This is a genomic window from Pseudarthrobacter sulfonivorans (genome assembly GCF_001484605.1).
GTDB classification, from domain to species: Bacteria; Actinomycetota; Actinomycetes; order Actinomycetales; family Micrococcaceae; genus Arthrobacter; species Arthrobacter sulfonivorans_A.
Genome location: NZ_CP013747.1, coordinates 1,736,042 through 1,749,653 on the forward strand (window position 1 = coordinate 1,736,042; position 13,612 = coordinate 1,749,653).

The following is a 13,612-nucleotide window of genomic DNA, read 5'->3' on the forward strand; positions in this document are numbered from 1 at the left end:
CCACAGCTGAAGCCGCCGCTGCAACCCCGGCCTCGGGTAACCCCTGGCGTGAACCCGCTAGGAGAGGCCCAGCTCGTCCTTGCCGAAGGCGAACAGGTAGGGCACACCGGTCTCGGCTTCGATCTTTTCCTTGGCACCGGTGTCCCGGTCCACGATGACGGCCACGGCCACCACGTTTCCGCCGGCCTTTTTGACACCCTCCACAGCGGTGAGCGCCGAGCCGCCGGTGGTGGACGTATCCTCCAGGACCAGGACCTTGCGGCCCTCAACCGACGGACCTTCAACCTGGCGGCCCATGCCGTAGGACTTCTGGGCTTTGCGGACCACAAAGGCGTCCACGGTGCGGCCGGCGTCCACGGCGGAGTGCATCACAGCGGTGCCCACGGGGTCAGCACCCATGGTCAGGCCACCGGCGCACTCAAAGTCGATCCCGGCGTCGTCCGTCAGTGCCAGCATGACCTGGCCCACCAGCTTGGAGGCCTCGTGGTGCAGCGTGATGCGGCGAAGGTCGATGTAGTAGTCGGCCTCGGCGCCGCTGGAGAGGATCACCTTGCCGCGGACCACGGCAAGTTCCTTGATCAGTTCCAGCAGGCGGGCACGTGCGGCGGCAGCGTCAAGAGGGGAAGTCATGGTGTCCAGTTTAGTGGTTCCCCGATTTGTGACGGCGCGCCCAGCCGGGTGGCTTTGCTGCCGGCTGCGGCTGAACGCGGCGGGCGAAGGAAGGCGCATGTTCCGGCCGGGGTCCGAACGAAATGAGCCGCGGCATCAGCCGCCGGACCATGGGGGCGTGCCGGACCACAAAAAGCAGGGCCCGCGGGGGCTCCGTTCTCCTTCCGGCGAACAATGGGACGAACACTGCGCGGTGCAGCATGCGCTGCACCGTCTGGACAACAACGGTGGGCATCCTGCGCCTCCGTTCCACTCCAGCGAGATCCTGCACCGATACGTCCCCCCGGAGCAGTGCTGGCGCCAACCGGCCCGCTGCCGCCACGGCATCCTGGATAGCCAGGTTGATGCCCACGCCACCCACCGGGGACATGGCATGGGCAGCGTCTCCAATACACAAAAGCCCGTCCACGTACCAGCGCCGCAGCCGGTCCAGCCGCACATCCAGCCAGTGCAGGTCCTCCATGGACCGGATCGAATCCACTCGGTCAGCCAGGTCAGGACGCAGTCCGGAAACGCGCTCCCTGAAGCGTTCGACGCCCTCGGCCCGGATCCGCGCGTCTTCACCCTTCGGGCCGAGATACCCCATCTGGTAATAGTCGTCACGGAACAGGGCGATCATGGCTTCCCGGTCTCGGAATGCCGGGACGATGCCCGCCACGGCGCCCTTCTCCGACGCATGGCGCGGAAGCCTGAACCACCATGTGTCGAAGGGGACGGGGTAGTTCCTTGGCTTCAGCCCGGCGGCCCGCCGCAGCACTGAATGGCGCCCATCAGTGGCCACCACGAGGTCCGCACGGAGTGCACCTTCGCGGCCGTCGAGCGTGCGGTAGCGGACGCCGGCGACGCGTCCGCCGTCGAACATTAACGACGTTGCTTCGTGTTGCATCAAGAGCGTGAAGGTGGGTTCGCGCGCGGCCTCAGTGGCCAGGAAGTTCAGGAAGTCCCACTGCGGCATCATGGCAATGTAGTTGTACGGGGGCTTCAGGGACGCGAAATCCCCGAAAGTGACCAAACCGGCGCCCGGGATGGGGATGGCAACGTTGTTCAGCCTGCTCTGCGGAAGCTGGTGGAAGCTGTCGCCCAGTCCCAGTTCATCGATCAGCCTGATGGTGGAGGCATGCACGGTGTCGCCGCGGAAATCCCGCAGGAAGTCGCCATGCTTTTCAAGGACCGTGACCTTCACGCCTGCCCGGGCCAGCAGCAGCCCCAGCATCATGCCCGCCGGCCCGCCGCCAACAACGGCGCACACCGTTCGCTCCATGCACTAACGGTACGCCGCACGTGAAGTGGCCGCACTCGCCTGGTTTGGGACGCGGAAATGGCCCTGTGACGCAGAAATGGAATGGCGCTACGCATATCCGCGTAGCGCCATTCCAGCTGCGAGTCGTCAGCCTAAAACCGCAGCGATAACCCTAGAGCCGCGTGTCGAAAGAATCGCAGAAGACATTCTCGTTGAACGTCCCCTGGAACTCAGACTTGCCCATGATCTTCTCGATCGTGGCCCGGATGGCCTCCACAGTTCCCGCATGGGCGTGGATGGCGGTCTTGACCATCGGCACGTCGATGAGGTGGTTGGGCTGGTTCAGCGACACAAACACGGTGGGCACCTCGGTGACATACCACGGGATTTCCGCGGCCATCGGGGTGGACCACTTGATCCGGATGGCCGCCTCCTGGGCAAAGCCCTTGACGTTCGCGAAGACAAACGCGGCGTCGTACTTGTCCGCGTAGTCGCCGGTGGCTTCCTCGGAGATGATGGACATGAAGTTGATGCCCTTCTCCCCGGCAGCTTCGCGCTGAGCGGCGGTTTTGAACAGGTGCACCTCGAAGCCGGCTTTTTCCAGTTCGTCCTTGACCGTGTCCAGGTACGCCAGCGGGTCCGCCCGGGTGAAGTCCGAGCCGCCGGAGATGCCGTACAGGCGGATCCGCTTGTGCGTTTCCGGCCGGATGGGCAGGTTGTGCGCGGTGTCCTTGACCAGGGTGACGGTCTTGTCCGCGATCTCCGCCGCGATGGCCCGGTGCGCCTCGCTGCCGATCACAGCGAGTGCTTCCACGGGCGGAACCAGTTCGTTGCGCGCCTTCAGGTGCAGCCCCAGCGAGGCCTTGAGGGCCAGGATGCGGCGCAGGGCGTCATGCAGGCGCTGCTCTGTGATGACGCCGGACTTGTAGCCATCCAGCATGTACTGGAAGTCTTCGTCGGCGTTGCGGAAGAACAGAAACATGTCGCACCCGGCGGCAATGGTCGCAGGAACCAGGTCCTTGCGCTTCATGGCCTGGGTGAGCCCGATCATCTGCGAGGCGTCCGTGAGGATGAGCCCGTTGAACCCGAGCTCGCCGCGCAGCAGGTCCTGGAGCAGCTCCGGGGCCAGGGTGGCGGGCAGGATGTCCTTGTCCGCCATGCCCGGGCGGAAGTGCCGGGAAAGCTCCGGCGCACCGATGTGCCCGACCATGATGGACTGCACGCCGTGCCCGATCATTTCGCGGTACACGTGGCCATACGTCTTGTTCCACTCGTCGTAGCCGAGAGTGTTGTAGGACGTGACCACGTGCTGGTCGCGCTCGTCCATGCCGTCGCCCGGGAAGTGCTTCATGGCGCAGGCAGTGGGAGATTCACTGATGCCGTCGAAGTACTCCTTGGCCCGCTCCACCACGATCTCCGGCGTGTTGCCGAAGGCCCGGGTGGAAATGACCGTGTTCCGCCAGTTGTAGTGGATGTCCACAATCGGCGCGAACGCCCAGTTGCAGCCCAGAGCTGCGGTTTCAACGCCGGCAACCCGCCCCATCCGGCGTGCGATGGACTTGTCCGGGTGCGAACCTGCCTGCAGGTGCGTGGACACAAACGTGCCGTCGTCGCAGCTTCCGGCGCCACCCATTTCCGGGTTGGACGCCACCAGCAGCGGCACCTTGGACTTCGACTGCGCATGCCGGATGTGTTCCTGAACGGCAGCGGACGGGCCCGGGCGGTACCGCATGCCGCCCACATGGAAGTTCTCCAGCACACCGTCGAGGTACTCCGGGGAGTAGTCGTTGTTGTGGTTGATGAACAGCTGCCCGATCTTTTCCTCAAGCGTCATCGATTCCAGGGTGGTGTTCACCCAGATGATCGCTGCGTCGTCGAGGTTGAACGGCGAGGCCTGGAGGTCGACGTCGAACTGGCGCCCTGGGGTGCCAGCGGCACCGACGGCGGCAGTTCCGTCCGCAGGTGCGGAGCTGCCGACGGCGGCAGTCACCGCAGCTGCGATACCCGCCAGCGCGTCGGCCACCACCTGGTCCACCGGACCGGCGATGTCCACCACGATGCCTGCCTCATCGGCTTCGAGCGCTTCGAGGGTTGCCAGCTGGGATTCCAGCAGCGCGGGCGGCATAAAGTGCCCGGAGCGGCCCTCAGTACGCGCCCGAAGAACCTCCTTGCTGCCGTGCAGGTGAAGGAACACCGTATCCGGCGCCTGGGCGCGGATGGCGTCGCGGTAACTGCGGCGAAGAGCCGAGCAGGCCAGAACCAGGCCACCCTTGGCAGCTGCGAGTTCAGAGCCCACCGTGGCAAGCCACGGCCAGCGGTCCTCGTCGGTCAGCGGAGTGCCCGCTGCCATCTTGGCGACGTTCTCCACCGGGTGGAGGGAATCGCCGTCGAGGAACTGGACGCCGAGCTCACGGGCCACCAGGTCACCGATGGTGGTCTTGCCGCAGCCGGAGACACCCATCACGATGACGCGGGGACCGGTGGCTCCTGCTGCTGGGGAGGGAGATGGCGTGGCGGTCACCAGTCGTGCACCGTTCCGTCTACCAGGCGGTTGTACGGCAGGTAGGCCTGCTGGTACGGGTACGCTGCCGCGGCTTCCTCGTTGAATTCGACGCCGATGCCGGGCTTGTCACCCGGGTGCAGGTAGCCGTCCTTGAAGGTCATGGACTGCTCGAAGACCTCGTTGGTCTTGTCCGAGTGCTGCATGTATTCCTGGATGCCGTAGTTGTGGATGGCCAGGCCAACGTGCAACTGCGCCGCGAAGCCCACAGGGGAAATATCCGTGGGGCCGTGGAAGCCGGACTTGATCTGGTACTGGGCGGCGAAGTCCATGACCTTCTTCAGCGGGGAGATGCCGCCGAAGTGGGTGGAGGCTGCGCGCACGTAGTCGATCAGCTGTTCCTTGATGAGGGTCTGGTAGTCCCACACAGTGTTGAAGATTTCACCGATGGCCAGCGGGGTGGTGGTGTGCTGTCGGACCAGGCGCAGGCCCTCCTGGTTTTCCGCCGGCGTGCAGTCCTCGAGCCAGAAGAGATCGTACGGTTCCAGGGCCTTGCCCAGCTTGGCGGCCTGGATGGGCGTCATGCGGTGGTGGCCGTCGTGCAGCAGCGGAATTTCTGGGCCGAACTCGTTGCGCACGGCTTCGAAGACGGTGGGCAGGTGGCGCAGGTAGGCGCGGGTGTCCCAGTCCTCTTCCTGCGGGAACGCGCCGCGGCCGGCGGGTTCGTAGTCGTAGCGTTCGCCCGAGGCCTGGGCCTGCGCGGCCACACCGTAGACGGCCTTGATGCCGGGGACAGCGGTCTGGATGCGGATGGACTTGTAGCCCAGTTCCAGGTGCTCACGGACCGAGTCGAACAGCGAGTCGAGGTCAGCGCCGGACGCGTGGCCGTAGGCGCGCAGGCCGTTGCGTGAAGCGCCGCCCAGGAGCTGGTAGACCGGCATGTTCGCCATCTTGCCCTTGATGTCCCACAGGGCCATGTCGACGGCGGCGATGGCTGCCATGGTGACCGGCCCGCGGCGCCAGTACGAGCTGCGGTACAGGAACTGCCAGGTGTCCTCGATCTTGTGCGGATCCTTGCCGATCAGCAGCTGGGCCACGTGCTCTTTGAGGTAGGCGGCAACAGCCAGTTCGCGGCCGTTCAGCGTGGCGTCACCGATGCCGGTGACCCCGTCGTCCGTAGTGATGCGCAGGGTCACGAAGTTACGTGACGGGCTTGTCACGAAGACTTCAGCGGCAATGATTTTCACGGCAGATCCTTTCGGGGACTTCTGGTCAGTTTGTGGTGCTGGGAGTTAGTGGCCGGCAGTTTTGCCGGCGCCAACCGGGATGCCAGCATCAGCGGTGGTGCTGGCGTCAGCGGCTTCGCCGGCGCCCACAGTTTTGGTCCGGCGTTCCTGGATCTCCTTGAGGATCTCCGCGTGCTTGGCGTCGGTCAGCGTGTACTTGGACATTACTAATACGGCAAGGATAGTCAGCACGGCAGGGATCGCGCCCGCCGCAATCTGAATGCCGAACAGGGCGTCCGCGGTCTGCGCCGCTCCGGACTTGTAGCCGCCCAGTGCCAGGGCGTATGCCGCCAGGGCACCGCCCACAGCCTGGCCGGACTTGCGGGTGAAGGAGAACAGCGCGTACGTGATGCCCTCGGTGCGGACACCGGTCCGCCATTCGCCGTACTCCACCGTGTCGGCTTCCAGGGCCCACACCACGATGTTGACGGCCAGGACACCCACGAGGCTGACCACGAGGCCGGTAAAGCCCATCCAGACCTGGCCGGCCGGGGCGAAGAAGATGATCGCACCGCCGAGGACAGTGACCAGCGAAGAGTAGATGTAGACGCTCTTCTTGCCGACGTTACGGACAAGTTTGGGCATAAAGGCGGCCAGGAAGAAGGTGAGCGCCAGCTGGATGATGGACAGTACGGGGTACAGGTCCAGGCGGCCCAGGACGTCGCGCAGGTAGTACAGCTGCACGGAGGTCAGGGCGAGGTAGCCGGAGAGGAAGAAGAAGGAGCTCAGGCACAGCATCAGGAGGGGCTTGTTGCCTTTGAGTGTGTCCACGCTCTGCTTGAACGTCACCTTGGGGACGGCGCGGTGCACGCGCTCTTTGGCGGTCAAGGCCGTGAAGAAGTACAGCGCCGCCCCGATGACCACGAAGATCAGGGTGATGGTGGTGAACGTCGACTGGAGGTCGGCGCCTGGCTTGATCAGCGGTGCAACGAAGATGCCCAGCGAAGAGCCCACCAGCAGGGCGCCGACCATGCGGGCCGAGCCCAGCTTGGCGCGCTCCCCCGGGTCCTGCGTCATGGCGCCGGCCAGCGAGCCGTACGGAATGTTCACGAGGCTGTAGGCAAGGCCAAGGGCTGCGTAGGTGACATAGGCATACAGCAGTGTGCCGGATTCACCCAGCTGCGGGACGGAGAACGTTGCCACGCTCAGCAGGAGCAGCGGGATGGAGCCGAACATGATGAAGGGCCGGAACTTGCCGAAGCGCTTGCTGTAGGTCCGGTCAACGAGCCGGCCGGCGAAGACGTCGGCGAAAGCGTCAAAGAGCCTGACCACGAGCAGCAGGGTTCCGGCAGCCGCTGCGGAGATGCCGGCGACGTCCGTGTAGTACACCAGCAGGAACATGGTGGCGGTGGTGAATGCGAGGTTGTTAGCTGCATCGCCGGCGCCATAGCCGATGATGCTGAGCTTGTTTAGCTTTTTCATGAATTGGGCTCCTTTACCCTTGCCGCCGTGTTGGCCAGCGAAAATTATTGAAATGCTATGAAGCGGTGAATCTTTCGCGATGCTGGAGTCGTCAGAATCTGCATCCGGCGGGCGTATCGCCGCGTGTTTCTCGTTGTCTGTAATCCTAGTCACTTGGCAATATAATGGCAAGCGGTTGCCATAAATTTCTGTTGAAACTTCATGAAACTGCAGGTCATCGAAACAGCACTGCCCGGTCCAGGCGCCTGGACCGGGCAGTGCTGTTCTTTATGAAGCAGAAGGGCTGCTGGAGCGTGATTCTTAGGCGTCCGCCGGGAATGTGCCGAGCAGGCCGGAAACGAGTTCCACGACGGCGTCGTCCGCTGCGACGGCAGGATCTACCAGCGCCAGGACCGCCCGCACGCGCTCTGCGCCTTCCAGTTGGTTGGCCGCGGCCACTTCAGTTGCCAGCGGATCGTGGAACGTCTCGGCCGCTGCGCTGAAGTCAATCCAGGCCGCGATCATCAGTGCCGCGGCGGCACCGGACCTGCCTTGGGCCCGTTCGGCCAGGAGGACGGGCATGGCCCGCATGCGCAGCTTGGTGCTCCCGTCCATGGCAATCTGGGCAAGATGGTGGGCAATGCGCGCATTGCTGAAGCGGGCCAGGAGGGCAGCGCGGTACGCCGGGATCTGCAGGTCCGCGCCACCGGCCGCGGCGCCGGACAGGTTCGCCTCGGCCTCGTCCCAGAAGCTTTCGACGGCGATCAGGCACTGCGGGTCCGCGAGGGCCTGCGCCACGGTGGTGTGTCCGCGGAGCTGGCCAGCGTAGGCAAGCAGGGAATGAGCGCCGTTCAGGAGCCACAGCTTGCGGTTCTCGTAGGGCTCGATGTGGTCAACGAAGACCGCGCCGGCATCCTCCCAGCGTGGACGGCCGGCGGGGAAGTCGCCGCTGAGCACCCAGTTGGTGAAGGGCTCAGCCACGACGGGCGAGTTGTCGCGGTAGCCGCAGGCGGCCTCGACGGCGGCGATGTCCGCTTCCGTGGTGCGCGGGGTGATACGGTCCACGGACGTGCTGACAAAGCTGACGTTTGCTTCGACCCAGGCTGCGAGCTCCGCGTCCCAGGCCTGTGCCAGGCCCGCCACGGCGTTGCGCGCTACCGTGCCGTTGTCCGCGAGGTTGTCGCAGCAGACAACGGCGAGCGGCCCGGCTCCGGCAGCCCGGCGCGCGGCGAGGGCGAAGACAAGGCGGCCCAGCGGCGTCGACGGGTTTCCACTGCCGGAAGCCAGCAGCGCAAGGTCGCCGGCGACGTCGGACGCCGTAGTATCCAGCTGTCCGTCGGCGCCGATCCGGTACGCCGCTTCGGTGACCGTCAGGGTGACGATGGAGGTGGCAGGCGCCGAAACGAGCTCTGCGAGCCGCTGCACGTCCGCGCCGTCCACCGCTTCAACGATGCTGCCGACGACGGCGAACGAGTCGCCGCCGTCAGCGCGCTCCACGAGCGTGAAGAGGCCGTCCTGCTCGGCAAGAGCCAGGGCAGCGTCCGGGCGGCGGCCGGTGAAAGACGCGATGCCCCAGTCAGCGGCATCGCTGGCCTGGCTGGTGTACCAGGCCTGGTGCGAGCGGTGGAAGGCACCGAGTCCGAGGTGGACGATCCGCACCGGCGGCTTGGCGGCAGCGTGCAGGGTCCGGTCCAGCTGCGGCAGGGATTCGGCAGTCTTGCCTGTTACGTCGGTCTGTTCGATGCTCACAGTTTGAAAACCCTTCGCGGGGAGGAATCGACGGTGTCCACGATGATTTCGTGGGCACGGTCTTCACTGACTCGGTGCTCGGCCACGAGGCGGGCCAGGAAGGAGGCTTCGATCCGGCGGGACGCATCGTGGCGGGCGGGGATGGAGCAGAAGGCCCTGGTGTCATCGATGAACCCGGAGGAACGCGAGAAGCCTGCCGTTTCGGTCACGGCGGAGCGGAAGCGGAGCATGGCATCCGGGGCGTCCAGGAACCACCAGGGTGCGCCCAGGTAGACGGAGGGGTAGAAGCCGGCGAGCGGTGCGAGTTCGCGGGAGAACACGGTCTCGTCCAGGGTGAACAGCACCAGGTGGAAGTCCTTGGCCGTGCCAAAGTCCTGCAGCAGTGGCCGGATGGCCTCGGTGTAGTTGGTGGCGAACGGGATGTCGTGGCCGGTATCGGCACCGAAGGCATCGAACGTGGGGGTGTGGTGGTTGCGGAACGAACCGGGGTGGATGGTCATGACCAGCCCGTCTTCGACAGACATACGACCCATCTGGTACATCATGTGGGCTTCGAAGGTGTTGCGGTCCTCGGCCGTGGCCTTGCCGGCGCGGGCGAGCTCGAAGATGCGCTCGGCTTCGGCGCGGTCCAGCTTGAGCGTCGCCGGGGTGGCCACACCGTGGTCTGCCGAGACTGCGCCGTGCTCTACGAAGTAGCGGCGGCGGTTTTCCAGGGCCGTGATGTAGCCCGCGTAGCCGTTGGCGCCGTCACCGGCGGTTTCAATCAGGCGGTCAACGTTGGCGCTCCAGGTGGGGTGCGCAATGTTGAGGTAGGCATCCGGGCGGAACGTGGGCAGGACGCGGCCGTTGAAGGTGGGGTCCTCGGCGATGGCCTTGTGGCTGGCGAGGTTGTCCAGGGGATCGTCCGTGGTGGCCAGGACCTCGATGTTGAAGTCCTTGAACAGCTGGCGGGGACGGAAGCCGGGCTCCACGAGCTTCGCGGCGATGGCGTCATAGCTGGCGTCGGCGGACATCTCGCCCAGGTCTGCGCCCAGGTTGAAGACGCTGTCGAACTGATTGCGCAGCCAGTAGCCGGAGGCCGTGCCCTCGAAGAGGGGCCAGGCATCGACGAACGTGCGCCAGATTTCGCGTGACCCGGGCGCGGTGGGACCGCCGCCGCGCAGCTTGTCCAGGGGGGCGCCGTTGGCGTGGATCAGGCGGGTGACGTAGTGGTCCGGGCTGACGAGCAGCGCTGCCGGGTCCGGGAACGGCGTGTTCTGTTCGATGACGGCGGCGTCAACGTGGCCATGCGGGGAGATGATGGGGAGGTCCTGTACGCGCGCAAGGAGGTCCCGCGCAATGCTGCGCGTTCCTGGGTCGGCGGGCAGGAGCCTGTCTGGGTTGGCAGCAATCGACTGTGACATAGATCCATGATCTGCCCGGCGTCGGGTTTTGTCAACCGGTTGCCATAATTTGCCAAACGGTGGAATCGGCCCTGCCAGGACTCACTTCGCGGGCAGGATCCTACCGCTGGACCCGCGCAGCACCAGCTCAGTCTCGACGCTCAAGGTGCCTGCCTGTTCCCCGCTTCCGTGAAGAACGTCCAGCAGGCGCTTGGCGGCTGCCTCGCCGCACTCCCCCAGCGGCGAACGCACGGTGGTGAGCGGTGGCGTCGTGAAATCCGCGCCGAAAATGTCGTCAAAGCCGATGATGCTGATGTGGTCGGGCACCACCACGCCGGCAGCCTGGAGCTCCTGCATGAGCCCGATGGCCAGCAGGTCGTTGTACGTCAGGACCGCGGTGGCGCCGCTGGCGCGGACATCACGCGCAGTCTTCCGGCCGCCGTCGACCGTTGGTTTGGTGGATTCGAGCCGCACTGCCTCGAGGCGGGACCAGTCGCAGGCTGCCTGTACACCCTCCCACCGGCGTTCGGACATCCAGGATTCCGGTGGCCCCGCCACATAGGCAACCTTCGTGTGGCCGTTGGCGGCCAGGCTGCGGACCGCCTCGCTGATCCCCTTGTTGACGTCCGGCACCACGCACGGCACGCCCTCCACTTCGCGGTTGATGACCACCACGGGTTTGTCTTGGGCCAGGGCGCGGATGTTGTCATCGTTCATGCGCGGGCTCGCCAGAATAAGGCCGTCCACGGTGGCCATGAGGCGCCGGGCGGCAGTCAGTTCAGTTGCCGAGGACTCCGCCGATTCGGCGAGCACCAGGGTGTAGTCCCGGCTGGTTGCCGTGGTCTCGGCGCCGCGGATGATGTCAAAGAAGGTGGGGTTGGTAATGTCCGCGACGATGAGGCCGAACGTATTGGTCTTGCCCGTGGGAAGGGCGCGCGCGAACGGATTGACCTGGTAGTTCAGCTCGGCAGCCGCGTCCTCGATGAGCTTCTGTGTTTTGGAGCTGACCCTGCCCGGCTTGCTGAGTGCCCGGGAAACCGTGGACGCGTTGACGCCGGCCATCTTGGCGATGTCGTAGATGGTGGCGTTGGATTTGCCGTCGCGGCCGTGTTTTTTGACCGACCCCGTTGATGGGGCGGTTTCCGGCGTTTGGGGTTCAGTCACCGCCCCATCCTAACGATGAAACCACTCAAGCAGGTCGCAGCTGTGGCCGTTTTGATGGTCCAAAACGGCCACAGCTGCTACTCAGCTTCGCTGCTCGCCCGGGAGGTTACGTGCGCTGGGCGAACTTGCCCTCTTCGGCGATGCGCTTGTTGAGCTCGGCGAGGAACTCGTTCTCGTCGAAGTCCAGTCCGACTTCCTTGCCGGTCCAGGCGGAGAGGTGGATGGCGTTGGCCAGGCGGACCCCGTTGATGCCGTCCGAGCCCGGAGCCAGCAGCGGTGTGCCGTCCAGGATGTTGGCGGCGAAGTTCTCCAGGACGCCGGAGTGCTGAGCACCCCAAGCGGACTCGAACTCGATAACCTCAGTGGTGTAGTACTCCTCCGGATTCAGTTCGCCCATAAAGAGCTTGCGGACATCGTCCATGCCCATGCCGTCGCTGAGCTCGCGCTCGGGCTTCTTCAGGCGGGTCACGGTAGCGGTCTTGCTACCCTCGACGACGATCTTGCCCTGGTCGCCCAGGATCTCGAAGCGGTCGGTGCCGGTCAGGTCATGGGTGGCGGTGACAAAAACGCCGGTAACGCCGTCTCCGTAGTCAACTATCGCAGTCACTTCATCTTCGACGGCGATGTCTCGGCGGAAGCCGAAGGAAACCTTGGAGTAGACGGACTTCGGCACGCCGCAGATCCACTGCCAGAGGTCCAGCTGGTGCGGTGCCTGGTTGACCAGGACGCCGCCACCTTCGCCGCCCCACGTCGCGCGCCATTCGCTGGAGTTGTAGTAGCCCTGCGGACGCCACCAGTTGGTGATGATCCAGTTGCTGCGGCGGATCTTGCCGATCTCGCCGTTTTCCACAATCTCTTTGAGCTTCTTGTACAGCGGGTTGTTGCGCTGGTTGAACATGATGCCGAAGGAGAGTTCCGGCTTGGAGGCCGCGAATTCGTTCAGTTCCTTGACCTGCTTGGTGTAGACGCCGGCGGGCTTCTCCACGAGGGCGTGGATGTTGCGTTTGAGCGTCTCGATGCCCATTTCCGGGTGCAGGAAGTGCGGAACACAGGTCACGACAGCGTCAACGTCGCCACTTTCGAGCATGGCGATGTAGTCGTCATAGAACGGCGCGTCAGGGTATGTGGCCGAGGCCAATTCCTTCTTGGCCGGATCGGTGTCGCAGATGGCGCCGATCACCATGTTGGGGACCATGCCGTCCGTGATGAACTTGGCGTAAGCGCCGCCCTGCTGGCCCAGGCCGATGATGCCGAGGCGTACTTTCTTGCTCACTGTTATTTGTCCTTCTTTGTTGGTTGAGCTTGTGTTTCGTTGGTTGAGCTTGTCGAAACCAGAAGCGATCCGGTTAGAAAAGCTCGGACTGCCCCAGGGCAACCAGGTTGTCGTAGGAGGTCTGCAGCGCTTCCCAAACCGTGCGGCCGTAGAGTTCGTCCTGCTCCACCAGCAGGTACTGGGCGCCGGCGGCCTGCGCGGCCGGGATGATGGAGGCGAAGTCCAGGTTGCCTTCGCCCACTTCGGCGAACTGGACAACGTTCTTGAACTCCGTCATGAATCCAACGAAATCCCCCGAATCCAGCAGCCCCATGGCCGACTCCGGCATTTGGCCGATCCGGTAGTCCTTGAGGTGCACCATGGCAGTGCGGCCCGCGTACTTTTCCAGCGTTCGAACCGGGTCCAGGCCGCCGCGCTGGACCCAGTGCACGTCGATTTCCATGCCCATGGCCGGGGAGTTCTCGGCGATGATGTCCAGCATGTACTTACCGTCGAACTTCGCGAACTCGATGTGGTGGTTGTGGTAGTACAGGCCCAAGCCCTGCTCGTGCAGACGCTCGGCGTACTCGTTGGCCTTCTTCGCGAAGTCAATCACCGCGCCGATGGACGTCATTGCCTCGAACGGCAGCATACCGATCCGCAGCAGCTTCGAGTCCAGGCTCTTGGCGTCATCGACAATCTTGTCAAAGTGCTCCGCCAGGGAATCGCCCGGCCGGCCTTTGGGGGCCTCCATGGCCACGGACAGGGCCGCGATGTCCATGCCCAGCTCGCTGCGAGAGCGGTCCAGTTCGGCGACGTTTTCCGGTGTCATCGGAATCTGGGAGATTTCGACGGCGTTGTAGCCGATTGCGCTGACCTTACGGAGCGTTTCGAACGCCCCGATTTCGGTGAAACTGTCCTTCAGCATCATTGCCTGTACGCCAATTTTGGCCACTTTTTCCTCCATGG

10 protein-coding genes are annotated in these 13,612 nt (G+C 64.7%); all 10 read right to left on the reverse strand.

All coding sequences use genetic code 11. The features are described 5' to 3' along the window. Nucleotides 1-57 precede the first annotated feature (57 nt). Nucleotides 58-630, reverse strand: a complete 573-nt coding sequence (gene pyrE / locus AU252_RS07625) for an orotate phosphoribosyltransferase (RefSeq protein WP_058930196.1) — start codon at nucleotides 628-630, stop codon at nucleotides 58-60. Nucleotides 631-640: 10 nt separating this feature from the next. Then, nucleotides 641-1,930: an FAD-dependent oxidoreductase gene (locus AU252_RS07630; protein WP_058930197.1), complete on the reverse strand. Its 1,290-nt coding sequence runs from the start codon at nucleotides 1,928-1,930 to the stop codon at nucleotides 641-643. A 151-nt stretch (nucleotides 1,931-2,081) separates the two neighbouring features. After that, a complete protein-coding gene (locus tag AU252_RS07635; RefSeq protein WP_058930198.1) occupies nucleotides 2,082-4,370 on the reverse strand; it encodes a gluconokinase, GntK/IdnK-type in 2,289 nt (762 codons plus the stop codon). Between the two features lie 56 nt (nucleotides 4,371-4,426). After that, nucleotides 4,427-5,656: a D-mannonate dehydratase ManD gene (gene manD, locus AU252_RS07640; protein ID WP_058930199.1), complete on the reverse strand. Its 1,230-nt coding sequence runs from the start codon at nucleotides 5,654-5,656 to the stop codon at nucleotides 4,427-4,429. A gap of 45 nt (nucleotides 5,657-5,701) precedes the next feature. Then, nucleotides 5,702-7,117: a glucuronide transporter gene (uidB, locus tag AU252_RS07645; RefSeq protein WP_058930200.1), complete on the reverse strand. Its 1,416-nt coding sequence runs from the start codon at nucleotides 7,115-7,117 to the stop codon at nucleotides 5,702-5,704. 300 nt (nucleotides 7,118-7,417) lie between these two features. Beyond that, nucleotides 7,418-8,845, reverse strand: coding sequence for a mannitol dehydrogenase family protein (locus tag AU252_RS07650; RefSeq protein WP_058930201.1), 1,428 nt, complete (start codon nucleotides 8,843-8,845; stop codon nucleotides 7,418-7,420). Next, nucleotides 8,842-10,248, reverse strand: a complete 1,407-nt coding sequence (gene uxaC, locus AU252_RS07655) for a glucuronate isomerase (protein ID WP_058930202.1) — start codon at nucleotides 10,246-10,248, stop codon at nucleotides 8,842-8,844. The genes AU252_RS07650 and uxaC overlap by 4 nt, the downstream gene beginning before the upstream one ends. A gap of 81 nt (nucleotides 10,249-10,329) precedes the next feature. Continuing rightward, nucleotides 10,330-11,391, reverse strand: coding sequence for a LacI family DNA-binding transcriptional regulator (locus AU252_RS07660; RefSeq protein WP_058930203.1), 1,062 nt, complete (start codon nucleotides 11,389-11,391; stop codon nucleotides 10,330-10,332). A gap of 106 nt (nucleotides 11,392-11,497) precedes the next feature. Next, nucleotides 11,498-12,664: a Gfo/Idh/MocA family protein gene (locus AU252_RS07665; protein WP_058930204.1), complete on the reverse strand. Its 1,167-nt coding sequence runs from the start codon at nucleotides 12,662-12,664 to the stop codon at nucleotides 11,498-11,500. 73 nt (nucleotides 12,665-12,737) lie between these two features. Beyond that, nucleotides 12,738-13,598 (reverse strand): sugar phosphate isomerase/epimerase family protein, encoded by an 861-nt coding sequence (locus tag AU252_RS07670; protein WP_240484345.1) that lies wholly within the window; start codon nucleotides 13,596-13,598, stop codon nucleotides 12,738-12,740. Nucleotides 13,599-13,612 lie beyond the last annotated feature (14 nt).

What these genes read in the sequence shown, in the direction of transcription:
- pyrE (WP_058930196.1), bottom strand. Translation starts at nt 630, where the DNA reads ATGACTTCCCCTCTTGACGCTGCCGCCGCACGTGCCCGCCTGCTGGAA.
- AU252_RS07630 (WP_058930197.1), bottom strand. Translation starts at nt 1,930, where the DNA reads ATGGAGCGAACGGTGTGCGCCGTTGTTGGCGGCGGGCCGGCGGGCATG.
- AU252_RS07635 (WP_058930198.1), bottom strand. Translation starts at nt 4,370, where the DNA reads ATGGGTGTCTCCGGCTGCGGCAAGACCACCATCGGTGACCTGGTGGCC.
- uidB (WP_058930200.1), bottom strand. Translation starts at nt 7,117, where the DNA reads ATGAAAAAGCTAAACAAGCTCAGCATCATCGGCTATGGCGCCGGCGAT.
- uxaC (WP_058930202.1), bottom strand. Translation starts at nt 10,248, where the DNA reads ATGTCACAGTCGATTGCTGCCAACCCAGACAGGCTCCTGCCCGCCGAC.